Below are 23,444 nucleotides of genomic sequence, written 5' to 3' on the forward strand. Positions count from 1 at the left end.
AGTATTTGAAATTAAAAAGATGGTGGAGTTACTCCAAATATAACAGTGACTTTGTTTAAAGAAGTGTTTTCCCACTTATGCTTTGCATAAGGTGGGATTTTAACACTATCACCTGTATTGAGAAGTAAAACCTCATCATTTAGATATAGTTTTACTTGCCCTTCCATAATAAAAGCTATTTCTTCCCCTTTATGTGCCACAGGCTCCATAGATGAAGCAGTTTGAGGTAACAGATTCATTAAAGCCAATTCTAGTGCTCCATCTAAATTAGGAGATAATAACTCATACGAAACATTGCCGCTTTCCGGAAAAGTTATTTTTTTCCTTTGGTTAGCTCTTACAACTAATTCTTCTGTATTGGTATCCTCTAAGAAAAAATTAAACAATGGAATATTTAATGCTACAGAAATTAATTTTAGTGTTTGTAATGAAGGATTTGTGATTCCTTTTTCAATCTGACTTAACATAGAAGGTGTTATATCAGCTAACTCTGCTAAACGCTTACTGGTTAATCCGGAACCTTTTCTAAATTCCCTAATTTTGTGACCAACATTAATATCGTTCATATATGTAATCCCCTTTAAATAAGTAAATAAAATTAAATTATGATTAATTTTATTTACTTATACTTAATATATTGTTAATATATACTTAATTATAATAAATTATGATTAACTTTAAAACATCATATGTACATATGGCAGCAGCTGCGAAAAAGTGGGGAAAAGATATACTTAGAAACAAAGGGGCTACTATTTTTGAATATACAGCGGGGTATAGTAAAGCAGTAGAAGAAGGAAGAACATAAGTTAATAAGAATCAAATGTGCTATTTTATTAACGATGAAAAATCAAAGCATTTATTTTAAGGTAATGCAGTAGTTGCTACACGTCTGAATAATTGATATACAAATAAAAGTTGATGGATCGCATCCTCTATTTGTATATCTACCATGTGGAGTAGGATTTGGTGGAGTTTCGTTTAGTTTGAAAATTATGGGATGGGATCATGTAGATGTAATTTTTGCTGGTCCTACCCATTCTCCGTATATGCTAATAGGTATGATGACCGGATTATATGATGGTATTTCCATACAAGGTTTTTAATGAAAAGGATTCTAATAAGTAAAGGACAACTTAAGAGTAGACTTCAATGCTGTATTGTAAAATTTTTAAGGAAGTGAAAATAGTATGAAATCAGCTTTAAATAGTATTATGATCTCCTCGATTTTTGCAGTAGGAGGGATCCTTTCGCTTTTGTTTAATTTAATGGGGGATCAAGATTGGATCTGGAATTGGGTAGGGCTATTACTGGCATATCTATCTTTGGGCATTTTAATCGGTTTATATAATAAAACTGTGGATCACAAAACATTCCCTAAAATACTAAAAAGAACTTTGTTTATTTCCTTTAATGTTACTATATTAGGGATAATCATAGGGGTAACATACCAACTATTAGGAAAGTGGAATCTTACTATAATGATGTATTATTGGTTGATAATTTTATTACTACATTTAATTACTGTAATAACTTTATTCATCCTAGTATTGGAAAACAGTAATAGTAAAAATTATAGCCCACTATATAATTTTATTATACTTTTAAACATTTTCCTTACCTTAGGACCAGTATTATTTCCGGTAGTTTTAACTATTATAGGAAATGCCATGAACGCTAGTGCAGGGCACTAATTTTCACCTATATAGATTATTAAAATGATTAGTCCAAAATTGAGATTGGTTAAGTTAAAAAACTTAATAAGCTAATAGAATAATAAAACTAAACGACTTAAAGTGGAATGATTTGATAGAAAGAAGATTATAATATGAAAATTAAGCTTAAGAAAAAAAGAATTATAAGTGTATTGTTGGCTATTACATTAGTAGCAATAGGGTATTACATGTTTCAATCTATTACAAATCCTAAGCTGGTAAATGCGGAAGAGGGAAACAGTGTTCAACAAGTGAGCAGTTTACCTAAAAATGAATTAAAAAAATCGATACCTAATCGTTTTGATGGTAAAGAAAGAAAAGTTGCATATTTAACTTTTGATGATGGACCAGGAAAATATACAGCTAACCTATTAGATGTATTAAAGAAAAATGATGTAAAAGCAACATTCTTTTTAATTGGCGATAATGTGAAAAGGTTCCCAGATTTAGTGAAACGAGAGCATGTGGAAAACCATTATGTAGGCATGCATAGTATGACACATGATTTTAAAAAGTTATACACCAATCAGGAATATGTTAAGGAAATGAAAGAAGATCAATCTTTAATTAGAAATGTTATTGGAAACTCACCGAAATTAACACGCCCACCATATGGATCAATGCCTGGTTTAAATGAATCACTTCGAAATGAAATGGTCGGACATGATTTAAAAGTATGGGATTGGACAATTGATTCTTTGGATTGGAAATACAATAAATTACCTGTGGATGTAGCGGCCGCAAAAATTGTTCAAAATGTCTTAGCAGGTGCAACGTCTTCAAAAGAAATTGTTTTAATGCACGATATTCATCCACAATCTGTCGCGGCAGTTCCAGCAATTATAAAAGGATTAAAAGAAAAAGGGTATGAATTTGAAGCTTATGATGAGAATAATCATTTTCCAATAAACTTCTGGCATGATAACCGAATATAAAAAGATATGTATGAGTTAAAAGACAATTAGAGTGGAATAAGCAATTCATATAGGGTTTAAATATTTATAAGAGCGTGTTTAGATAGATGAAAACACGCTCCTTTTACTACACTATTTTTTCGTTCATTCCTACATAAGCGTTGGATATTTCGTGTGTTTGTCTAGAGTGAAAAGAGCTCATAAAAACCGCCATTATTCACGTTCTTCTTCATATAATTGCACCGCACTTATTTTTGGGTTGTTAAAACTAGTTTTTAAGAAGCATATGTTTTAGCAACTGCAGAAATTCTGTATCACTTTTATCATCTTTTATATAATCCTGTTCGTAGTTAAAAATCATTCGTACTAACATAAAAGCTGTAAGCGGTAATGGTACCTTATGCAAAGCTCCTTGCTGATAACCTTTTTCGAGTAAATTACTTATCATGTTAATTGCTTCTTCTTCAGATTGTTTAAAACAAGTTGTAATTTCAGGTGAATGGTACTCTTTATATTCTTGAAAGAGTGTAGAAACAAATGGATCTTGATGATATTCTAGGCTGATATAATGAAGAATTTTTTGTATTCGAAGTAAAACATCTTTTTCTTCTTTATATAAATTAAATAATTGTGAGCGCTTAAGCTGAATATGACGTATATAGCAGTCGCATAATATTTCAGTTTTATCTGTATAGTAATAATAAATAGTACCTTTACCAACTTTAGCTGTCTTTGCAATTTCATCAACTGTTGTGTTACGGACACCACGCGTAGAGAACAGTATTGTGGCAGATTGAATGATTTTCATCTTTTTATTTTCTTTTTCTAATTTGATCATTGTCTACACCCTATCCTTGAAATATTTAGCGAAGTTTTCTTTCATTACATTCTCTATCATTCTACTTGTCATTTTTTTTAGCTTAATAGAAAGGCCCCTAGTTGCTTCTTATAGAATAACATACACCATTCTTATTTCTAGTATATAACTATAATAGAATGCAACTTTATAACCTAGGGATAAAGTTGAAAGTTTGAGGTAATAATTTTTATAATCGAACGATGGGAATTCAAGTGAAAGGGGACAGTGATTTCTTTCTTGAGTGAATTATTTGATTTTTTATTCAATTCATTTTATTATATAAACATGACTAAAAGATGTTTTTAGTCGGATTTTTTTACGGAAAACCGACTGATATTGAATTTTAGTCGGTTTCTATACTATTTGAGAGAAGGTAGACACTATGTGTGGAATTGCAGGGTGGATAGACTGGTCTAAAGACCTGTCTCATGAACAAGAAACGTTAAAAAAAATGACAGATGCTATCATTCACCGAGGACCTGATGCAGAGGGGCATTGGTTTTCAAAACGAGCGGCATTAGGTCATCGACGTCTCATCGTCATTGATCCTGAAGGTGGCCTTCAACCTATGCTGTATAAAGATGGAAATGATACGATTGGCCTTACGTTCAATGGAGAAATTTATAACTATCAAGAATTACGTAAAGAACTTGAGGAGAAAGGTCATGAATTTCAGACCAAGTCAGATACAGAGGTATTACTACATGCTTACTTAGAGTGGCAAGAAGATTGTGTTCAACACTTGAATGGGATTTTTGCTTTTGGTATTTGGGATGAAAGATTTGGGAAATTGATGCTTGGTCGTGACCATCTAGGCGTGAAGCCTTTATTTTTCGCTCAAAGGGGAAGCGCAATTCTCTTTGGTTCAGAGTTAAAAGTTTTACTTTCGCATCCACTTGTAGATGCTGAGGTAGATAAAGAGGGACTTTCTGAAATATTCTGCCTTGGACCAACACGTACTCCTGGTCATGCTATTTTCAAGGATATACATGAAGTGCGTGCTGGCCATTATATGACGTTTACCTCTAATGGCTCGACTACGACACAGTATTGGAAACTTGAAAGTAAAAAACATGTAGATGATATTGATACAACAGTCGAGACAATCCGCTCCATTTTACAAGATACAGTTAAACGGCAGTTAATTGCTGATAAACCAGTGGTATCTATGCTTTCCGGAGGTTTAGATTCCAGTGGTTTAACAGGTTTAGCAGGAAATGAATTTGGGAAAAAAGGGGAACGCCTTCATACATATTCCCTGAATTTCATCAATGATGAAAAAGACTTTGAGCAAGACTTCCTTCGTTTTGATCGTGATGAACCTTGGGTGAAACGTGTGGCTGAATATGTAGGAACAAAGCATCATTCTATAGAGTTAGGATCAGATAGTTTAATAGAGTATTTATTAACTCCAATGCGAGCGCGTGATCTACCTGGAGTTGGAGAACTAGAAACGTCTCTTTATTTGCTATTTAAGGAAATGAAAAAAGACGCAACAGTTGCACTTTCAGGCGAATCCGCAGATGAAGTATTCTCAGGATATCCATGGTTCCATCAAGAGAAGTTTCTAGATGCAGAGATATTCCCTTGGAGTGTTAATTTATGGTATAGTACAGAAATTTTATCAGAGGATTTTAAAGCTAAGATTAGCCCTGAAAAATATCAAAAACAAAAATTTGAAGATGCGGTTGCTGAGGTTCCCTTTTTAGAAGGTGAAAGTGATCTACAAATGAAGCAACGTCAAATGTCTTACATGTTTATTACACGTTTCTTGCCATTTATGCTAGAACGAAAAGATCGCACAAGTATGATGAATGGCTTTGAAGTACGAGTTCCATTTTGTGATTACCGGCTTGTAGAATACTTATGGAATGTCCCATTCGAAATGAAAAGCATAGACAATATTGAAAAAGGTATTTTACGTAGAGCTTTTGAAAATGTACTTCCAGAGGATGTACGTTATCGTAAAAAAAGTGCATATCCAAGCACTAAGGATGCCTCTTATCTACAAGGTATTAGTGATTGGATGTTACATGTGTTGAACAATCCTGAATCACCTATTTTGCCATTAATTAATGTAGAAAGAGTTCGTGCTATTGCAGAAGGAAAAGACGAAGTAATTTCAGGTAATGATGCAAGAGGTATAATAGATTATTTACTTCAAGTTAATAGTTGGCTTCAGGAATATAATATTAAATTAGTATGGTAGATGTAATTTTCAAATAAAGAGAATAGCTGAAACATTAATGACCTAAGTGAACCGCATCTCCAATGTATTAGATAGTTATCTAATAATTGGAGATGCGGTTTTATTATCTTGATTTGCAATAACGCTAACCCTTTAAGGTTGCCTTTCTATTTTTTAGAATTGTTTTAGTAAATCAAAATTAAAATTCTGTATACATCTTTTGTACTAGTAGAACTAAGTCTAAAAGTATGTACAATTACACCATTTGACTAATGGGTAAACTTTACAACCTGTTATATACTAGTATTGTGTCTTGCCTTTATAGGTGCAGTACACAGCCGGTGATTGGCTAGTGGATGTCCTTCCATTTTGCCAGTGCCGGTTTTTTGTTGGATAATAGAGAAAATGAAGTTTTTATAAGGAAAGAAGGGGTTGTTTTGAAAGATGTAAATTCTATCTTTATGAGAGAAAAGATTGCTAGTTCTTATCTTTATTTTATTTCTTTTCTTGGTTTGGTTACTATAACTATATCTTTACTTGAAATTAAAATCCCTTCTCATCCAACAATACTAATAGTGTTGTTACTATTTATGGGGATTGCTGAGTATTTTCCTGTAAGATTTTGGAGAGGAACTAGCTCGCTTACCTTTCCGATAATTTACGCTATGAGTTGGCAGTTTGGAATCCATATAACTATTGTTGCTATTGTACTCGTCACGCTAATTATTCACCTGCATCGTCGTTCACCGATACAAAGAATGTTATTTAATAGTACTCAGCATGCACTTAGTTTGTTCTTGGCCGAATGGTTTTCAGACAAATGTATGTCCTTAATAGTTAATAAGATAGGTATGTCAGTTCTGTATGAGAATTTAATATCTTTGTTATTATTTTGCGTGATTTTTTGTTTTTTCAACAATCGCTTTTACGATTTGTTAATGATACTCCTTCCGCAGCCATATTCAATCTATCAGTGGTATAAAAAAACTGTAACGGTATTTCTTTGCGAAACTTTTGGTTTCTCTTATGCGGCACTAATGCACGTATTAATTAGTACATATAGTGTGGAAGTAAACGAGATTACAGTACTGTTTTTCTTTTTTCCACTTGTAGCAACTTCCATTATTAGTTCTTTTTCTGTACGGATAAGGATGGAGAAGGAACGATTATATGAGCTATTTCTTATTACGACCGAAATTAGTCGAGGATTAACCGGAGGAAACTTGAAGCATATTAAACAAGCACTTAAAGGTTTTTTTGGTATACAAGCATATGTAATATGGACAAAAGATGATGGTAACTGGAATATTCTGTTGAAAGATGGAAAAGTAAAATCCGATATTTCTGATCATTTAGAAAATTTTCGAGCGTTTGAGGAACTTTCTAAGAATATTGTATTTAATGATTGGAAAATTGGTACGGCTCCTGGAGATGAAATATTTGATAGTGTCATACGCTCACTTGTATATTTTCCTCTTATTGTAAATGGTGAACTAGTCGGGATGTTTGTTGCAGGGAAGAGTAGAAATGCGGGTTTCTTCCCAGAAGATGTACAGTCGTTGGCTACATTTTCTAACCAATTAGCTAATGTAGTTAAAACAAGGATATTGATTTCTGAACAAGAAAAAAGAATGATTCTAGAAGAAAGAAATAGAATCGCCCGAGAAATTCACGATGGTATTGCGCAAACATTAGCCGGGGTGATATTCCAACTAGAATCCGCGCAGAAAAAATACCGTGATAAACCAATAGATATGCAGCAAGTAGTGGAGAAAAGCATAAAAGATTTAAGAGGAAGCCTAGGAGAAGTTCGCTATTCTATTTATGCTTTAAAACCATATCCGACACAACAATTAGGCCTTAAGCAGGCAATAGCAAGTAAAATAAAATCTTTAAAACAAGAATATGAACTAGATATTACATATCATGAAAGAGGTCATGCACGTGCGCTTAGCTTTTCGAAAGAAAGAGTTATTTTTGATACATTGCAAGAGAGTTTGCAAAACATTGTAAAACATGCACAAGCAAAAAAGGCTGATGTTTTACTCAGTTATCAAAGTGAGCACGTGCTTTTAAGAGTTAAGGATAATGGAGTTGGTTTTTCACTGTTTGAGTCTATGGTGAAAACAAAGAATGAGCCACATTATGGTATATTACATATGAATGAGCAAGCTGAACAATTAGGGGCTACTTTACAGATTGATAGTTCCGTAGGGAAAGGGACAGAAATTACACTGTTAATTCCAGATTCACAAACAAGGGGTGCGTAAAATGATTAAAATATTAGTAGTAGATGATCATGCTTTTTTACGGGATGCAATTCGGAGCATACTAGAGGATGAATCTGATATGAAAGTGGTTGGAGAAGCTAGCTCTGGGGATGGAGTATTGGGAAAAGTAGAAGAATGCGGACCAGATTGTATTTTGATGGATATTAACCTTCCAGGGAAAAATGGGATTGAAGCTACAGAGTTAGTGAAAAAAAAATATCCGAATTGCCGAGTACTTGTGTTTACAATGTATGAGCATGATGAGTATTTAATGGATGCACTCCAGGCCGGTGCTGATGGTTATTTATTAAAGGATTCATCATCGGAGCAGGTAGTGGCAGCAATTCGAATGTTATATCGAGGCGATTCCGTTATTCATCCACGTATGACTAAAAAATTAATTACATATCATCAGCAAAAAATGAAAGTAGAATCAAATGAAAATGAACTGACGGAACGTGAAAAGGAAATTCTCTTTGAACTAGTAAAAGGACTTAGTAATAAAGAAATTGCTGAAGTTCTATATATTAGTGATAAAACCGTTAAAATTCACATCAATAAAATTTTTAAAAAACTAAATGTGAAAAGTCGATCGCAAGCAGTGATTTATGCAGTTCGAAATCAATTGGTTCCGTTGGATTAAATAAGAGATTTTTCAAAGAACTATCATGTTGCTTTATTCTGTATCACAAGGAATAAAGGACAAGATAGTTCTTTTGTACTATGTAGGCATAGAATCCTTAGAGAAAAGATACTCCTTTTGTTCAATTTTCAGAATAATCAAAATGTGAAATAATCAAAATAGAATTACATTTTAACCTTGTTAATAATTCATTTTGTGAAAATCCTTTGTTGGAAATAAATGATGGGGGGCTCTTATAGAAAGAGAAAAGTAAGTGATTAGTTACATGAGGTATGGGGATGGGAGTAGTGTTGGAAATCTTTCATGATACACAAGATTAAGATTAATAGAGTTTCCAATGCTAAATGGGAAGTTAAGAATCAATTTGTTTCAAAAAATAATATTAATAATGGGGAGATGCAATATGAAACGAGGGAAATTTGGAAAGATTCTTATTGGAACGTTAACAGCTGGAATGCTATTGTCTCAAGGAATTCCATATAACGTCTTAGCTGAAGAGGTAAATACATCTACTTTAACTGGAATTGATGATGCAAATGCTATCTTGAAAGGTCTTACAAAGGAACAACGTAATGCCTTAAAAACGTTAGATACAAAACCAGGTTTTGTTATTTCGCCAGGTATCAATACAGCAAGTCCTAATAATGTGAATGTAATTATAGAGTTTAAGCAAGCGCCTAGCAAAATCGAGGTATTAAAACAAGCGGCTAAAGGGAAAAAGGTAGCTCTTTCAAATGCGGAACAAAAGGTAGAAGCATCACATAAAGGGTTTAAAGCAGAGCTTGAACAGCTTCAAAAGAATAAAGAGAAAGCGACAAATTTAAAATCTGCAAAAATAACAAGAGAATATAAGAATGCTTTTAATGGTGTAGCGATTTCGTTACCCGCAAACATGATTGAAGACTTAGTTCGTACCGGTATCGTTAAGCGCGTATGGGAAGATCATGAGGTTAAAATAGATTTGCCTAAAGAAACAGCTAAGACTGCGGTTGAACCAAAAATGGCAGATAGTGTACCGCAAATTGGTGTGGACAAGCTGCATGATGAAAAAATAACAGGTAAAGGAATTAAGGTAGGTGTACTAGACACCGGTATTGATTACAACCACCCGGATTTGAAAGATGCATATAAAGGATATCGTGCAAAGCAAGGTGAGGATCCAAGCAAAATAGATCCGAACTCAATAAAAGGATGGGACTTTGTTAATAATGATGCTGATCCAATGGAGACAACGTATAAGGATTGGCAAAATTCTGGAGGATATCCTGAGATTTATGAGGGGAGTGCATATTATACATCCCATGGTACGCATGTAGCTGGGACAATTGCTGCAGATAAACAGAATAGTGTGGATTATGCAGTGAAGGGTGTTGCTCCAGATGTAGATTTATATTCCTATCGCGTATTAGGTCCATATGGAAGTGGACAAACAAGCGGTATTCTTGCTGCGATTGATAAAGCAGTGAAAGACGATATGGATGTTATCAATTTATCACTAGGAGCGTCTATTAATGATCCTTTATATCCTACTTCTGTCGCAGTGAATAATGCGATGTTAGCTGGTGTTGTTACAGTAGTAGCAGCTGGTAATAGTGGTCCGGAAGAAGGAACCATTGGATCACCTAGTGCAGCGGCACTTCCAATTACAGTGGGAGCCAGTGACGCTGCAATGACAATCCCAACGTTTTCTGCAGATGCAGGTGATTTACATGTGGATAAGATGATGCTACTTGGAAAAAGCTTTACTGATAAGATTGAAGATTTGAAAGGTCAATCCGTATCAGTTGTATATGCAGGGCTTGGGAAATCAGGTGATTTTACAGGGAAAGATGTAAAAGGGAAGTTAGCTCTTATCCAACGCGGTGAGATTACATTTGATGAAAAAATTAAAAATGCTAAGGAAGCAGGCGCAAAGGCGGTAATCGTATATAACAATGTAGATGGTGAAATTACAAGTTACCTTGGGGAAAATACTTCATCTATTCCATCGTTCCGCTTAACAAAAGTAGATGGTGAGAAATTACAAGCAAAAGCTGTACAAGGAGATGTGTCGTTAGTATTTGGGGAACTAAGTAATATAAAAACAGAGGGAGATCGCTTAGCTGATTTCAGCTCCCGTGGTCCTGCAACTAAAACAGATGATATTAAGCCAGATATTGTAGCACCAGGTGTGTCTATTTTCTCAACTGTTCCTGAATATATTAATGATCCAAAGGATGGAGAAAATTATCCGGTTGCGTATGGACGTATGTCAGGTACTTCTATGGCAACTCCTCATACTGCAGGGGTAGCGGCACTCATTTTACAAGAACATCCAAACTATAGTCCATTTGAAGTAAAAGAAGCACTTATGAATACCGCAGTTGACTTAAAAGAGGAGCGTTCTGTATTTGAGGTGGGCTCAGGACGAATTGATGCATATCGTGCAGTTCATGCAGATACATCTATCGAGGTTATCGATAAAACATCAAACGTTGTAGATGATGAAGAAGTAGAAATTGAAGAAAAAACAGGTTCTATTGCATTTGGATATAAAAATCAACTAGAAACTGGGCCTATTAAAGATAGTCGAAAAGTCTTAATTAAGAACAGCAGTAAAACAGATGGGAAAGAGTTTAAATTAGAAGTAGAGTTTTCACCTACAAGTGTAGGTGTGCAAGATGCAGCGAAGAATGGTGTGAAGCTAAACGTACCAGAGTTTATTAAAGTAGCTCCTGGTACATCAGAGGAAATTAGCTCTGAAATTATCATTCCAGGAAACGCTGAATTTGGTAGATATGAGGGATATATTCATATTACAAATAAAAACAATGAAAAAGAAGTATATCAAGTACCATTTGCAGTTAAATTCACCGAAAAAGGGATTGCGTCTGTAGATTTACTGAGGGATGCAATGGCAACAGATGCTTCTAAATTCCATCCGTTTATGGAAAGACCAAGTTCGCCGTTGACATTTAAATTGAATAGTCCTCTTGAAACCATTGATGCAGTTGTGAAGGACCGAAAGACTGGGAAGGCATTAGGAGTCGTTGGTACACTTAATGCAAGTAGTCTAACACCGAATGTTGAATATATGATGTTTTCTGGTATGGGAGGGTATGTACTTCCATTTACAGGAGATCCAGCTCATCCAATTGCGGATAAACCTGTTATGTTGCCTGATGGAGATTACGAATTGAACTTTGTTGGATATGATAAACAAGGAAAATCTTATACAAAAGGCGATAGCATTATCATTGATAATATAATACCTGAAATGAAATTTAAGGATGTACAACCTGGTATACACGAAGTCAATGATTCTATGTTTAAAGAAGAAGACGGCCAGCGGGCTTTATGGGTGCATGGTAATATTTATGATTCTACAGTAGATGCATTAAAGGCAAAAGGCTTGCAGTATGATCAAAAAGCGAATCAAATTGTATATTATCAAAACTCAGCCTTTCCATCAGGTTGGCTGAATACAATTCAAGCAAATGGTGATTTTAAATTTGGAGTACTTCCAGAGGAAATAAACGAGCCGTTAAATCTAAAATTATTTGGATATGATCTTGCAACTGCAGGGAATATGGCAACTGGATATAAAGATTACGTCTTTGTAAAGGAAGGGACAGAATACGCTGTTCCAAGTTATGACAAAGAGAAAATCAAATTAGGAGAAAAAATTACGTTAACTTTGAATCTCAATAATGTAAAACAGCTTATGTCAGGTACATTTGAAATTCCTTATTACAAGCAGCTATTTAAATTTACAGATGTGAAACCAAATCCAGCACTTACGGAATATGTAAAACAACATGGACTGAATCTTAAATTAGAAGATCCAAAGGTAAATGAAGAAGGAGCTTGGGAAAACAAGGTGAAAGTTGGCGCGTCATTGGAAGGAAAAGAATTTAAAGGATTAGATGGTGATACACCATTTTTAGATGTTACATTCGAGATGACGAACGATGAATACTTTAATGATTTAACTGCATTTGGAGTAGATAAGTTCTCTTATACAAAAGCTGGTGCATCAGAAGGCATTGAGATTCCTGCGTTTAAAGATAAATCTTTTGCTATTGTTTCGAAACATTCAACGGTTACAGGATATATTGGCCCGGAAGCTTTCTTGAATGAAGAGGGGTATTTAGGTAAGAAAGACTATACAAAACTAGGAGCAAAAGTGTACGCAGTTGGCAAGGATGGAAAGAAATATACAGGAACGATTGGTGATAACGGGCAATTTGAAATTCATAGTGTCCCAGTAAGCGATAAAGAATATGATATTTTCGTAGAAATGCCAGGTCATTTAAATAGTAAATTAACAACAAAAATAGGGAAAATGCAAGACGGAGAATTAGTGGGACAAAACTTTAGAGCTGACATGGATGATAACCTTGCAGGTGATGTAAACGGCGATAAAATGGTAGATATTCAAGATGCTAGAATAGCAGCTCTGTCATATGAAAAAGGAAAAGTGTCTGTTAAAGATGGTGACGTGAATCAAGATGGTGTTGTAAACGAAACTGATATTCGTTTTATTGAGAAAAACTTCTTGAAAAAGGGTCCAGATGCTAAAGAAAATCAGAAACCGAAAGAAAATGTAGGGCCAGTGACGTTAGAGAAAATTTTACGCTCTATTGGTTTAGAACCAAAAAAATAAGTAGGAAAACTTCTAGAGTAAATAAAGTAATCAGACAATGAATAGTAAATGAAATGGGATTGGGTAACAAATGACCGGTAATGATTTACGGTAACATTACCGGTCATTTTAAAAGTAATAGTTGTTTGGGTGCATGAAATAGCTAGTTTAAAGTGAGTTCGCTTTCATTATGTGACAAGGTGGTTGCTTAATTAGTATTGTTTGTGGGATGGAAATAAGTTTTGTAATTTGACCTTTAAAAATAGGGGGACTTGTGAAATGAGTATGAAGAAAAAACTTGGTATGGGTGTTATAACTGCAGCGCTTGGCTTATCCTTAATTGGCGGGGGAACATATGCATATTTTAGTGATAAGGAAGTATCACAAAATACGTTTGCAGCGGGTACTTTAGATTTGAGTGTGAATCCTGAAGTTGTTATTAATGTGGACAATTTGAAACCAGGCGATGAAATGGAGCGCGGTTTTCAATTAGTTAACAAAGGAACCTTAGCAATAGGAGATGTGAAACTCCTGACAGATTACAGTGTAATCGATGCGAAAGGGGATAATGGAAATGCTGATTTTGGTGATCATATCCGTGTTGATTTCTTGTGGAATTTGGATAAAAATGAGGTTCCAATTTGGTCTACTACATTATCTGAATTAAAGGTAGCTACGCAAAATGGAAGTATTCCGGATCTTGTACAAAAAGGTGTGGTAGACCGAGAAGGAAATGGACTTGCTCCTGGTGATGATGATACATTTTATGTAATGTTTACATTCGTAGATAGCGGTGAAGACCAAAATGTATTTCAGGGAGATGCATTGAAATTAAATTGGACGTTTAATTCCATGCAAGCAAGCGGTGAAGAAAAGTAAGCGTAGTAATTTGCATACTATATGTTTGAGACGTATAGTATACGAATGATGATACTTTTTTATCCATAAAGAAAAGACACCCTAAGGTGCCATCCTCTCACTTGAACCATCTTAAAATTAAGATGGTTCAAGTGAAAAGAAGTATAAAGTATTAATAGGGATGCAAATTTCAAAATAAAAAATACGTTAAGTAAACTTTTATTCGAAAATTCACATTAAGTAATAATGTTTAAAAATTAAGTTTATAAAAAATAATAAGATGTTTATAAATGTAAAGCCTACGGGAACTTTTCCTGTGGGCTTTTTAAGGAGTTTTTACGAAATTATGAGTGTTTTTTATTTTGTATTTCAATAAGTTTATCTGATATCATTTTTGTATAATATTCTTTTTCTGTTAGTTCAAATATAAATAATGCTTTTTTCCAGTTATAAACAACATCGTCTACATTGTGTTGTTTAATCTTTAATAAAAACCGACCTTTTAAATAGAATAGTTCACCTAATAGGTATAAAGTATTTAGATTAATTGCTAATTTGATGCCCTTATCAATGTATTTTATTGCCTCTTCATGTTGATATGTGAAGGCCAAAGATTTTGCTAAATTTAAAATGATTTTTAGTTTAATTTCTTTATCTCTAGGAAAATTTAACTTATTAAAATTAGTTAAACATCTTCTTAATATAGTAATACTTTTTTCATATTCTTTATTTTCTCCATGAAATATAGCCATTGTCTGCATAATATCTATTTCTCTTTCTGATAAAAAATCAGAATTGGTTAAAGTTAGTTTTAATGCATGATTTAAAAGAGTTAAAGCAGTTTTGGTTGATCTATTTACCTCAAATATAGCAATTGCTTCATGCCATATTAGAAATTGTTTCTCTTCATTTGTTTGAAAGTTATTTAAGTTTTTCTCCTTTTTTACTATTTCATAAAGTTCTTTATATTGTTTTTGTTTTAAGCAATCTTTTATTACATATTTTACATTTTCTACATATTTAATTTTTTTGTTTTGAGTTAGTGCAAATATATGATTTGGATCAATACCAAGTCTTTCAGATAATTGATATAACAATATGCTAGATGGATAAATCACACCTTTTTCGATCTTGCTAATTTGACTTTGTGAACATATTCCATGACATAATTCGGATTGTGATATATTTTTTTTAATTCTAAGTTCTTTAATGGTAATACCCAAATCGTTAAATTCCATTTTTTCACCTACTATTTAGCACTGTATTAGTATAAGAGTTTTCTCTAACTTTTAATGTAATGTAAAATTAATATATTTACAATTGTTATTTGTTTTAAAGGAATTACCGTTTCCATAGGATGGGTGAGGCTTTTATTATGTACAAAAAAAGACACCCCTAAGGTGCCTTCCTCCGACTTGAACCACGTTCATTTAGTATAAACTTATCCGTATTATACCTTTGTTATACGTGTAAACACACCCTATAAAACAGAATCGTCTATATACACCAGATTGTTAGTTTACAAAGTACAAGAGATTTGAGATCAGTATTAGAGTGACGCGACACCTTCTATAATGATTGGTATGTTACGCCTTTCAAAAGAATCTGCTTTATAGAATGTATCCACGTTTATTATTTTACTATATATAAAATTCATTCGGTGTATTTTTTTCAGATATGTATAATTGCATAAAGTTGATGGGAAAATCAGAGTATAATTTGGATTGTGTAATAAAGATAAGGCCCACCTACGGAAATAGGTGGGTTTTTGTTGGGTATTACTATCTCATTGCACACAAGGGAATTTCTATTAAAATCATAGCATATTTTTATAGTTCTTATATTGAGAAATAAAGAAAAGACACCCAAATAAGAGTGTCTTTTCCCTTAGTATTTTAGCAGAAGCAACTGCATCCAATAATGATTAAAAGTATAAAGAGTACAACGAGTAAAGCAAAAACGTACTATTCTACATTATCTGAATTAAAGGTAGCTACGCAAAATGGAAGTATTCCTGACCTTGTAAAGAAAGGTATTGTAGATCGAGAAGGAAATGGATTTACTCCAGGTGATGATGATACATTTTATGTAATGTTCACATTCGTAGATAGCGGTGAAGACCATAATGTATTTCAGGGGAGATGCATTGAAATTACATTGGGCGTTTAATTCCATGCAAGCAAGCGGTGAAGAAAAGTAAGTGTAATAATTTGTATACTCTATGTTTAAAACTGTAACAAGAAGCATAAGATGGCCGTTTTGATCAACTTATTCCTTTTTAGTTTGCGGCCAACGTATGCTTCTAATATGTATACAACAAAAATAACAACTAGCGCCTCGTAAGAGGTGCTAGTTGACGTGAAATTCGTTATTGATACTGAAAAAGGATCTTTTTTTTAAAAAAATCTGGCCCATTTCTATATTAAGTGTAGTTTTTTCTATACTTAATTAATTTTCTATACTGAAATAAATTATTTGTTAAATTTTTTTATCTACCACCAAATCCAGGTTGCATAGGGGCAACTTGGGGGAACATGACCCCACCACCAGCACCACCAGGTGAAAGTTGAGAAGCTGCAACTGGCGCTAATCCAAGACTAACATTTCCACCAACTACATTAGGGAATACAATTGTAACCACTTCGTTCCCCATTTGATTAAAAGCTACTCTAAAAATAAAAACACGCGTTCCTGCTTGAAGTTGTTGACCATTAGGTAAAATAACAGACTGAGGAAGAATATGAAACTGACCTACTAAATTTACAAATGATTGTTGTCTAGGATTATTTGTATAATCATATGCGTATTCATCATAATTTTGTTGATACATAAACTTTCAGCTTCTTTCTATTTTAACGAATTTCCCGAAAGAATTCTCCTTCCTCAAGCGTGTGAAGGGCGTAGCCCAACGGTAGGTGGGAGATGAATTTCGGTTTGGCGTAGCCAAAAGGTTTTCCTTTTTATTTTGCCTCTGATATAATCAGTCTTATAAATTATAAGGGCTGGTATATAAATGAAATTAGATAGTAATAACCATTCAGTATTCTTGTTATATTATCACCTTGTGTTGGTCGTGAAATACAGAAGAAATGTGTTTGATGATGATATGTCAAACTATGCAAAAGATATGTTTGTTCGACTATCTGAAAACTATAACATCACGTTAGTTGAATGGAATCATGATGTAGACCACGTTCATATTTTGTTCAAGGCACACCCTAATACAGAAATGACAAAATTCATCAATGCTTATAAAAGTGCAAGTTCTCGACTTATTAAAAGAGACTTTCCACAAGTGAAAAAGAAACTTTGGAAAGAGATGTTTTGGTCAAGAAGTTTTTGCTTGCTAACTACTGGTGGTTCGCCAATAGACGTAGTAAAAACATATATTGAAAATCAAAGTGAAAAGTGAGGTGAAATGATATGACAAAGCAGAATAAAGCATATAAATTCCGTTTGTACCCAACAGAAGACCAAGCACATCTTATGCGTAAAACCTTCGGTTGTGTACGTTTCGTGTATAACAGAATGTTAGCTGAACGGAAAGAAGCGTATGAAAAACATAAAGATGATAAGAATCAACTAAAGAAACAAAAGCTTCCCACTCCCGCAAAATACAAAGCAGAATTTGAATGGCTAAAAGAAGTTGATTCATTAGCTTTGGCAAATGCTCAACTAAACTTGCAAACTGCCTATAAAAATTTCTTTCGTGGTCAAAATGACTTCCCAACATTCAAAAGCAAAAAAGACAGAAAGTCTTATACAACGAATGTAGTGAACGGAAATATTATGTTGCTTAACGGTCATATCAAATTGCCAAAACTGAAAATGGTACGTATCAAACAGCATAGAGAAATACCACAAGGCCATATAATCAAGTCATGTACGATTTCTATGACACCTACTGGTAAATACTATGTGTCCATTTTGACTGAATACGAAAAAGAGATCGTACAAAAAGAAGTAGAAACAGTTGTTGGATTAGACTTTGCGATGGATCAATTATACGTCAGTTCTGAGGATGAGAGAGCCAATTATCCTAAGTTCTATCGTGAAATGTTAGACCGATTAGCAAAGGCTCAACGAGTATTATCAAGACGTACAAAAGGTTCAGGGCGTTGGAATAAACAACGTATCCGTGTAGCTAAGCTGCATGAAAAAGTAGCAAACCAACGTAAGAACTTCCTTCATCATAAGTCTAAAGAGTTAGCTACTCATTTTGATGTTGTAGCTATTGAAGATCTAAATATGAAGGGAATATCGCAAGCACTTCATTTTGGAAAAAGCGTCGCTGATAATGCTTGGGGTATGTTCACTTCTTTCTTAGCTTATAAACTACATGAACAAGGCAAACAGCTAGTGAAAATAGACAAATGGTTTCCTTCCACAAAAACATGTAGCAGTTGTGGAAATGTGAAAAATATGTCATTGTCTGAGCGAGTCTATTCTTGTATATGCGGTGTAAATCTCGATAGAGATTATAACGCAGCTATCAATATCAAAAATGAAGCAATACGCCTATTGGCGTTAGTATAGATAGCAATAAAATAACCCTTGGAACAAGGGAGTTAGCTCGGCTGTCTTAGGACGAATTCGTTAGCTACCAAAAGTAACGACTAACCGAGAAACCCCCACTTCAAACAGTCCGTTAGGGCGTTAAGTGGCGGGTAGTTCACGAGTTCAACTATTTGTACTAGCTATTCTATAGGAGTGAGGTTTAAAGCAGGAAAATAAATTTTGGTATTATGTGTAATGAATTCTTATTTTTCATGAACAGATAAACCACTTTGTAGGATAGCTGTAATAATAAAACTACTATTTTATGGGGGGCATTTCCGAATGATCTATTATCATCAATTTAATATTTTTTAAGTTTCCCAAAAACTGAAGTGATTACTAAAGTCTTTATAAGGAAATAGAAAGCTTTTTAATTCTTGACTAATATCTTCTAGATTCCCATATATATTATCTGCGGCTAAATTAATTTCCTCATTAAAATTATATAGCTGTTCATCTACATAACTGAATTCCTCACAGCAATTATTATGTATCAAATTAGATATAAATGGTTTTATTTTCAATACATTTTCTTCATTTAGGATAAATTTATCCCATAACAGCCCCAGTATTATTTTTACGGGTAATTTTTTATCATATGTTCCTTTTACGTTTTTTAATTTAGGTACGATGTCAACCAACTTATCATTACTAGATAGAGAAACTTCTATAATTTCAATAGAAGGGCTATCTAATGTTTCAATTGTCTGATCAGCCCAATCAATTATTTCAGTTTTTGAAAATAAACCAATTTGTAACCCTATACTCAGAACCTCAGCTATTATTTTTATATTATCCATATATAAAACTCCTTAGATTTTCTGATAATTATACATCGCAGTAACCTAAATTTCAAAAGGTTGTTGCTAGTATGCAGTAACTAAAGGGATTTTTAAACCTAGGATATCTCCACATTGTTAGCAAGATAAAAAACAAAATCTCTCCTAAAACGAAAAAAAGATGAACAAAATAATAAAAAAGGCTCATTTCTATTTCTTTTTTAGATTCCATTCCTTAGTAAAAGAACTTAATAGATGAAAAGGTTAGATTGCACAATTAATTGGGAGATACGTACAAGTAACTTTGAATCTCTTGAACAAATAGTTCTAATTTATCATATACAGAAACAGACATAAAAAAACATCCTTTCCTATGATTCTACAGAAAGAATGGCCTGTTTTAATATTTGTAGGATAGTTTTAAATACAAAAATATAGAATTGTGCAACTTATACATGACTTAATGTAAAATATATGTTGCATTTATGTTATTAATAATTTAATATATAAAATATAAGATTTATGGTATGAAGTTATGTTTACAAGTGAGGTGTATTTAATGTCTTTAAGTAAAGTGAAGATTGCAAGGGTTGAAAAAGGTCTGACCCAACAAGGGTTGGTCGATATTGTAAATGTTACACGACATAACATTAGTATTATTGAAAGTAATAATTATAACCCTTCTTTAAAACTTTGCATTCATACAGCTAAAACACTAGATAAAAGTTTAGATAAATTATTTTGGGAGGAATTTTAAAATGGAAAAACTAAAAAAATGGTTTTCACTCAGTACACACCCAGATGAAAGAATTCAACAAGTCGAAATGAAAATTTGGGCTCAATCTGGAATTATTGTCCTACTTATAGCTTTTGTTGATTTTGTAATAAGAGGAGCATATCTACACCGTCCATTTTTAGAATGGGCTGCTTCATTAGCCATTATAATTTGTTATATGATATTCGTTTTTATTAAATCGATTCTAACTGGTGTCTATGAAACGGATATTAATAATAAAGAACAATTAAAAGAAAAATTAAAAGAAAAAATGAGTAATACCTTTATTTTTTGTTTTGTCGCAATAGGTGCTACCACATACAAATATAACTTACCTGAAGATTTCGTTGGATGGTTATCAGTAATAGCAAGATTTATTATACTTTTCGCTTTCCTATTTGGTATTCAATATCTTATTACAGTATTAGCATGGAAGAAATCAAATAAAATTTAATAAGTATAGACAAAAAAGCTTATCTTTTAGCACTTAATGATAAGCTTTTTATTATTTTTTCATCTTTTTTCGTTTGGGTGTACAATGAATTTCTTAGCTTGATAGCGATGGGATAGAACCACATCGCCATTAAGCGGAAGTTTTATAATACTCCAGAACAAAATTTCGTGCTAACTTGTAACAAAAAAACATGTGAAATTGCCCATAGATAACTATCTTATAGTAATTACATAAACTAGTGTGTGATATGATAATATAAAGATATTACATTTAAAGGGGGATTCAAATTGGTTAAAAACTTACCTTTACTAATAGTGATTTTACTACTTGGTATAAGTTCTTCTACGTTAAGTACGAATGGATACTTTTCTCCAGTTATAGAAGGGGCTTTAATGATTATAAGTATTATTTTAAACATTGCTGCAGTGATAGGTTTATCACTACACGTTCTTGTATACCAACCTATGAAAAGATATGAAACAAATTTAAAAGAGACATTTAAATAAAATAATTATATTCGAGGTAACAACCCATCGTTATTGGGCTAAAAAATGTATCCATAAAAAGAAAAAATACGCTATTCTTTCTGTAGAATCATAGGAAAGGATGGCGTTTTTTAAATTTTATACATACTTTGTGGTAGCCTCAAGTAGGAGGATTTAGCACAGGCAAACAATAATATTTTTTGTCTAGAAAGGAGAATGTTTTTTGAAATACACATTAAGAAAAAAATTAAGGGTGTTTTTTATAGGATTACTAGTACTAGTAATAATCACTTCTATTTTCGTTTATTACAAGTTTTTAACACCTTCAGCAGATATTCAACAATACAAGGAGTATTATGCTCCAAAAACAACACAAAAAGTATTGAATCAAGGTGAGGTAAAGGTCACATTTTTAGGAACATCATCTTTACTATTTGATGATGGAAATACACAATTAATGATTGATGGTTTTATTTCTAGGCCATCCTTACCAAAAATGTTGTTCAGCAATATAAAAACAGATGAAGATACTGTGGATAAAGCTTTTAATCAAATAGGGGTTGATAATAATAAACTTAAGGGATTATTTATTGCACATACACATTATGATCATGCGTTTGATTTAGCTTATATAGCTAAACGAACTGGAACACATGTATATGGTTCAGAATCAGCAATTAACATAGGTATTGGTGGTGATATAAATAAGAACCAGATGTCTGTATATGAAGTAAATAAGGCTATGAAGTTTGGTGATTTTACTGTTACTGTCCTTCAATCGAAACATTCACCAACCTTTGATGAAGGAGAAAAAATAAAAAAGCCACTTAAACAGCCTGCTAAAGCCCTAGATTATCATGAAGATTCTTCTTATGATTACTTGATTACGTATAATAATAAAACTTTCCTTGTTAAACCAAGTGCTAACTATATAGAAGGGGCATTAGATGATATTCGAGCTGATGTCTTGTTTTTAGGAATAGGGGTATTAGGAAAGCAGGAAAGTACTTTCCAAAATACGTATTACGAGCAAACTGTACGAAAAGTACAACCGAAGCTTGTTATTCCAATACATTGGGACGATTTCAACAAACCATTGACAGATACTCTTGAAGCAATGCCTAAATATGCGGACAATACCAAAAATGGATTAGATTTTATAATTCAAAGGACAAAAGCAGATAAAATTGATTTTCAAATACTTCAAGGTTTTAGAAGTATTTACTTCTAAAAAAGGGATCCACCACACCTCTATCAAATTAAGGAACATAAAAAACGATAATAATGAACTTCTGCGCTAAAAAAAGACACAAAATTTTCGTTTAGGGGGTAATCTGTTCTGTTAGCTTGATGGATGTGTGGCGGTACCCTATCACTATCGATTTAAAAGAATGACTGCCACGTTTTATGCAAATATTAATTTGTTTTGATTGAAAATAGATTATAAAATTAATATTTAAATATAAAGAATTTGAATATTAATATGTTATCATTTAAATAATTCAAATATGTAGTACAAAGTCAATATTTGTAGCTGAGTTCGTTTATACATATGAAAGAATTAAATTATGAAAAGGCGGTATTTATTATGAAAGCAATTAAATTAGTAGGTTTAACAATTGCAGCAGGTTTATTATTGGCAGCGTGTGGTACTGAAGAAGCGAAAATAGAGCAAGATTTGAAGAAAGAGGAACAAAAAGAAAAAGTTAAAGCATTTCAGGCAGAAAAGCAGCAAGAAGATAGGAAAGTAACTGTGCAACAATCGACGGATACGTCAAAACAGCATGAAAATGTAGTAAAAGAAACAGTTAAAGAAGAACAAAAAGCAGAGTCAACGCCTGTTGAACAACCGAAAGTCAGCGGGTTAAATGAGGCGCAAGCAAAAGAAAAAGTGGAACAATCGATGACAGCACAAGGCCAGGGAGCGCGTAATAAAGATGTGAAATTAAGCCAATTAGGCATCGGAACAGCAAAGGACGGAATAAAGGTGGCTGCACAGGCGCAAGACGTCCATATTGAAGCAAAAGACAGTCTAACTCGAATTGTTGTTATTGTTCCAGCTGGAACAACGAAAGAACGAGCGCAACAAGTAGGCGACATAGCAGCGCGTCAGGTGGCAAGTTTTGGGGCAATGGGATTAAATGTAGATTTGAAAGTACCATCAAAAGACTATTTAGGGGAATATTGGGAAAATTTCTCTGGTGATATCGGTATCTATGACAGTAACAAAAAACAATTAGTACGTGGATATATTTCCAAGTTAAATCCAACAAAAATTAAATGGTAAGAAAAACAAGGTCCCTACACAATGTGTGGGGATTTT

General features: G+C 33.2%; 21 protein-coding genes and 2 pseudogenes. 17 read left to right on the forward strand and 6 right to left on the reverse strand.

Annotated features, from left to right (window positions below):
* Positions 1–11: 11 nt before the first annotated feature.
* Positions 12–566, reverse strand: coding sequence for a helix-turn-helix domain-containing protein (locus tag V7S45_RS30300; protein ID WP_025690346.1), 555 nt, complete (start codon positions 564–566; stop codon positions 12–14).
* A 101-nt stretch (positions 567–667) separates the two neighbouring features.
* Here V7S45_RS30300 and V7S45_RS30305 point away from each other — a divergent pair, with 101 nt between their 5' ends.
* From V7S45_RS30305 to V7S45_RS30320, 4 genes are all read left to right on the forward strand, one after another.
* A complete protein-coding gene (locus V7S45_RS30305) occupies positions 668–808 on the forward strand; it encodes a serine dehydratase (protein ID WP_342762056.1) in 141 nt (46 codons plus the stop codon).
* 178 nt (positions 809–986) lie between these two features.
* Complete coding sequence (locus V7S45_RS30310; RefSeq protein ID WP_088344416.1) at positions 987–1,106, forward strand: serine dehydratase; 120 nt, start codon at positions 987–989, stop codon at positions 1,104–1,106.
* 84 nt (positions 1,107–1,190) lie between these two features.
* Positions 1,191–1,694, forward strand: a complete 504-nt coding sequence (locus tag V7S45_RS30315) for a DUF3902 family protein (RefSeq protein ID WP_000833538.1) — start codon at positions 1,191–1,193, stop codon at positions 1,692–1,694.
* Positions 1,695–1,828: 134 nt separating this feature from the next.
* Positions 1,829–2,650, forward strand: coding sequence for a peptidoglycan-N-acetylglucosamine deacetylase (locus V7S45_RS30320; RefSeq protein ID WP_025690167.1), 822 nt, complete (start codon positions 1,829–1,831; stop codon positions 2,648–2,650).
* A gap of 247 nt (positions 2,651–2,897) precedes the next feature.
* Here the strand turns inward: V7S45_RS30320 and V7S45_RS30325 are convergent, their stop codons facing one another.
* Entirely contained in the window at positions 2,898–3,467 is a 570-nt protein-coding gene (locus V7S45_RS30325; protein WP_086398072.1) for a TetR/AcrR family transcriptional regulator, read from the reverse strand.
* Between the two features lie 403 nt (positions 3,468–3,870).
* Here V7S45_RS30325 and asnB point away from each other — a divergent pair, with 403 nt between their 5' ends.
* The 5 genes from asnB to V7S45_RS30350 all read left to right on the forward strand — a co-directional run bounded on the left by asnB (position 3,871) and on the right by V7S45_RS30350 (position 14,092).
* Positions 3,871–5,697: an asparagine synthase (glutamine-hydrolyzing) gene (gene asnB / locus V7S45_RS30330; RefSeq protein ID WP_025690165.1), complete on the forward strand. Its 1,827-nt coding sequence runs from the start codon at positions 3,871–3,873 to the stop codon at positions 5,695–5,697.
* A 416-nt stretch (positions 5,698–6,113) separates the two neighbouring features.
* Positions 6,114–7,946 carry a GAF domain-containing sensor histidine kinase gene (locus V7S45_RS30335; RefSeq protein WP_025690163.1) on the forward strand — a complete coding sequence of 611 codons (1,833 nt, stop codon included), beginning with the start codon at positions 6,114–6,116 and terminating at the stop codon, positions 7,944–7,946.
* A gap of 1 nt (position 7,947) precedes the next feature.
* Positions 7,948–8,589: a response regulator transcription factor gene (locus V7S45_RS30340; RefSeq protein WP_000590673.1), complete on the forward strand. Its 642-nt coding sequence runs from the start codon at positions 7,948–7,950 to the stop codon at positions 8,587–8,589.
* 403 nt (positions 8,590–8,992) lie between these two features.
* A complete protein-coding gene (locus tag V7S45_RS30345) occupies positions 8,993–13,234 on the forward strand; it encodes a S8 family serine peptidase (protein WP_025690160.1) in 4,242 nt (1,413 codons plus the stop codon).
* 258 nt (positions 13,235–13,492) lie between these two features.
* Complete coding sequence (locus V7S45_RS30350) at positions 13,493–14,092, forward strand: TasA family protein (RefSeq protein WP_000061951.1); 600 nt, start codon at positions 13,493–13,495, stop codon at positions 14,090–14,092.
* Positions 14,093–14,415: 323 nt separating this feature from the next.
* Here V7S45_RS30350 and V7S45_RS30355 read toward each other — a convergent pair whose 3' ends face one another.
* Positions 14,416–15,309, reverse strand: a complete 894-nt coding sequence (locus tag V7S45_RS30355) for a helix-turn-helix domain-containing protein (RefSeq protein ID WP_025690159.1) — start codon at positions 15,307–15,309, stop codon at positions 14,416–14,418.
* A 657-nt stretch (positions 15,310–15,966) separates the two neighbouring features.
* Positions 15,967–16,029, reverse strand: a pseudogene (locus tag V7S45_RS30360) (YjcZ family sporulation protein); the annotation flags it as partial.
* 10 nt (positions 16,030–16,039) lie between these two features.
* Between V7S45_RS30360 and V7S45_RS30365 the strand changes: the two are divergent.
* Positions 16,040–16,271: pseudogene (locus V7S45_RS30365) on the forward strand (TasA family protein); the annotation flags it as partial.
* Between the two features lie 288 nt (positions 16,272–16,559).
* Here the strand turns inward: V7S45_RS30365 and V7S45_RS30370 are convergent.
* Positions 16,560–16,901 carry a hypothetical protein gene (locus V7S45_RS30370; protein ID WP_025690155.1) on the reverse strand — a complete coding sequence of 114 codons (342 nt, stop codon included), beginning with the start codon at positions 16,899–16,901 and terminating at the stop codon, positions 16,560–16,562.
* A gap of 183 nt (positions 16,902–17,084) precedes the next feature.
* On the opposite strand from V7S45_RS30370, the gene tnpA reads away from it, so the two are divergent.
* Together tnpA and V7S45_RS30380 are read left to right on the forward strand one after the other, a co-directional pair.
* Positions 17,085–17,483 (forward strand): IS200/IS605 family transposase, encoded by a 399-nt coding sequence (tnpA, locus tag V7S45_RS30375; protein WP_061531668.1) that lies wholly within the window; start codon positions 17,085–17,087, stop codon positions 17,481–17,483.
* A gap of 11 nt (positions 17,484–17,494) precedes the next feature.
* Complete coding sequence (locus tag V7S45_RS30380; protein ID WP_342762000.1) at positions 17,495–18,607, forward strand: RNA-guided endonuclease TnpB family protein; 1,113 nt, start codon at positions 17,495–17,497, stop codon at positions 18,605–18,607.
* 332 nt (positions 18,608–18,939) lie between these two features.
* Here V7S45_RS30380 and V7S45_RS30385 read toward each other — a convergent pair whose 3' ends face one another.
* The gene (locus V7S45_RS30385) at positions 18,940–19,428 is read right to left on the reverse strand and encodes a hypothetical protein (protein ID WP_025687935.1); all 489 of its coding nucleotides are present in this window, start codon (positions 19,426–19,428) and stop codon (positions 18,940–18,942) included.
* Positions 19,429–19,966: 538 nt separating this feature from the next.
* Here V7S45_RS30385 and V7S45_RS30390 point away from each other — a divergent pair.
* The 5 genes from V7S45_RS30390 to V7S45_RS30410 all read left to right on the forward strand — a co-directional run bounded on the left by V7S45_RS30390 (position 19,967) and on the right by V7S45_RS30410 (position 23,408).
* Entirely contained in the window at positions 19,967–20,164 is a 198-nt protein-coding gene (locus V7S45_RS30390; protein ID WP_025690315.1) for a helix-turn-helix transcriptional regulator, read from the forward strand.
* Position 20,165: 1 nt separating this feature from the next.
* Positions 20,166–20,636, forward strand: coding sequence for a DUF6773 family protein (locus V7S45_RS30395; RefSeq protein ID WP_016083072.1), 471 nt, complete (start codon positions 20,166–20,168; stop codon positions 20,634–20,636).
* Positions 20,637–20,923: 287 nt separating this feature from the next.
* Positions 20,924–21,142 carry a hypothetical protein gene (locus V7S45_RS30400; protein ID WP_025690320.1) on the forward strand — a complete coding sequence of 73 codons (219 nt, stop codon included), beginning with the start codon at positions 20,924–20,926 and terminating at the stop codon, positions 21,140–21,142.
* A gap of 202 nt (positions 21,143–21,344) precedes the next feature.
* Complete coding sequence (locus V7S45_RS30405) at positions 21,345–22,352, forward strand: MBL fold metallo-hydrolase (RefSeq protein WP_025690322.1); 1,008 nt, start codon at positions 21,345–21,347, stop codon at positions 22,350–22,352.
* Positions 22,353–22,673: 321 nt separating this feature from the next.
* Entirely contained in the window at positions 22,674–23,408 is a 735-nt protein-coding gene (locus V7S45_RS30410; RefSeq protein ID WP_342762057.1) for a DUF874 domain-containing protein, read from the forward strand.
* The last annotated feature ends 36 nt before the right edge of the window (positions 23,409–23,444 follow it).

Origin of the sequence: Bacillus sp. BR3(2024), from assembly GCF_039134555.1 — a bacterium.
GTDB classification, from domain to species: Bacteria; Bacillota; Bacilli; order Bacillales; family Bacillaceae_G; genus Bacillus_A; species Bacillus_A cereus.

Excerpts from the sequence above, each read along its gene's own strand:
- V7S45_RS30300 (WP_025690346.1), bottom strand. The coding sequence starts at position 566 with ATGAACGATATTAATGTTGGTCACAAAATTAGGGAATTTAGAAAAGGT.
- V7S45_RS30305 (WP_342762056.1), top strand. The coding sequence starts at position 668 with ATGATTAACTTTAAAACATCATATGTACATATGGCAGCAGCTGCGAAA.
- V7S45_RS30315 (WP_000833538.1), top strand. The coding sequence starts at position 1,191 with ATGAAATCAGCTTTAAATAGTATTATGATCTCCTCGATTTTTGCAGTA.
- V7S45_RS30320 (WP_025690167.1), top strand. The coding sequence starts at position 1,829 with ATGAAAATTAAGCTTAAGAAAAAAAGAATTATAAGTGTATTGTTGGCT.
- V7S45_RS30325 (WP_086398072.1), bottom strand. The coding sequence starts at position 3,467 with ATGATCAAATTAGAAAAAGAAAATAAAAAGATGAAAATCATTCAATCT.
- asnB (WP_025690165.1), top strand. The coding sequence starts at position 3,871 with ATGTGTGGAATTGCAGGGTGGATAGACTGGTCTAAAGACCTGTCTCAT.
- V7S45_RS30340 (WP_000590673.1), top strand. The coding sequence starts at position 7,948 with ATGATTAAAATATTAGTAGTAGATGATCATGCTTTTTTACGGGATGCA.
- V7S45_RS30345 (WP_025690160.1), top strand. The coding sequence starts at position 8,993 with ATGAAACGAGGGAAATTTGGAAAGATTCTTATTGGAACGTTAACAGCT.
- V7S45_RS30350 (WP_000061951.1), top strand. The coding sequence starts at position 13,493 with ATGAGTATGAAGAAAAAACTTGGTATGGGTGTTATAACTGCAGCGCTT.
- V7S45_RS30355 (WP_025690159.1), bottom strand. The coding sequence starts at position 15,309 with ATGGAATTTAACGATTTGGGTATTACCATTAAAGAACTTAGAATTAAA.
- V7S45_RS30370 (WP_025690155.1), bottom strand. The coding sequence starts at position 16,901 with ATGTATCAACAAAATTATGATGAATACGCATATGATTATACAAATAAT.
- tnpA (WP_061531668.1), top strand. The coding sequence starts at position 17,085 with ATGAAATTAGATAGTAATAACCATTCAGTATTCTTGTTATATTATCAC.
- V7S45_RS30380 (WP_342762000.1), top strand. The coding sequence starts at position 17,495 with ATGACAAAGCAGAATAAAGCATATAAATTCCGTTTGTACCCAACAGAA.
- V7S45_RS30385 (WP_025687935.1), bottom strand. The coding sequence starts at position 19,428 with ATGGATAATATAAAAATAATAGCTGAGGTTCTGAGTATAGGGTTACAA.
- V7S45_RS30390 (WP_025690315.1), top strand. The coding sequence starts at position 19,967 with ATGTCTTTAAGTAAAGTGAAGATTGCAAGGGTTGAAAAAGGTCTGACC.
- V7S45_RS30395 (WP_016083072.1), top strand. The coding sequence starts at position 20,166 with ATGGAAAAACTAAAAAAATGGTTTTCACTCAGTACACACCCAGATGAA.
- V7S45_RS30410 (WP_342762057.1), top strand. The coding sequence starts at position 22,674 with ATGAAAGAATTAAATTATGAAAAGGCGGTATTTATTATGAAAGCAATT.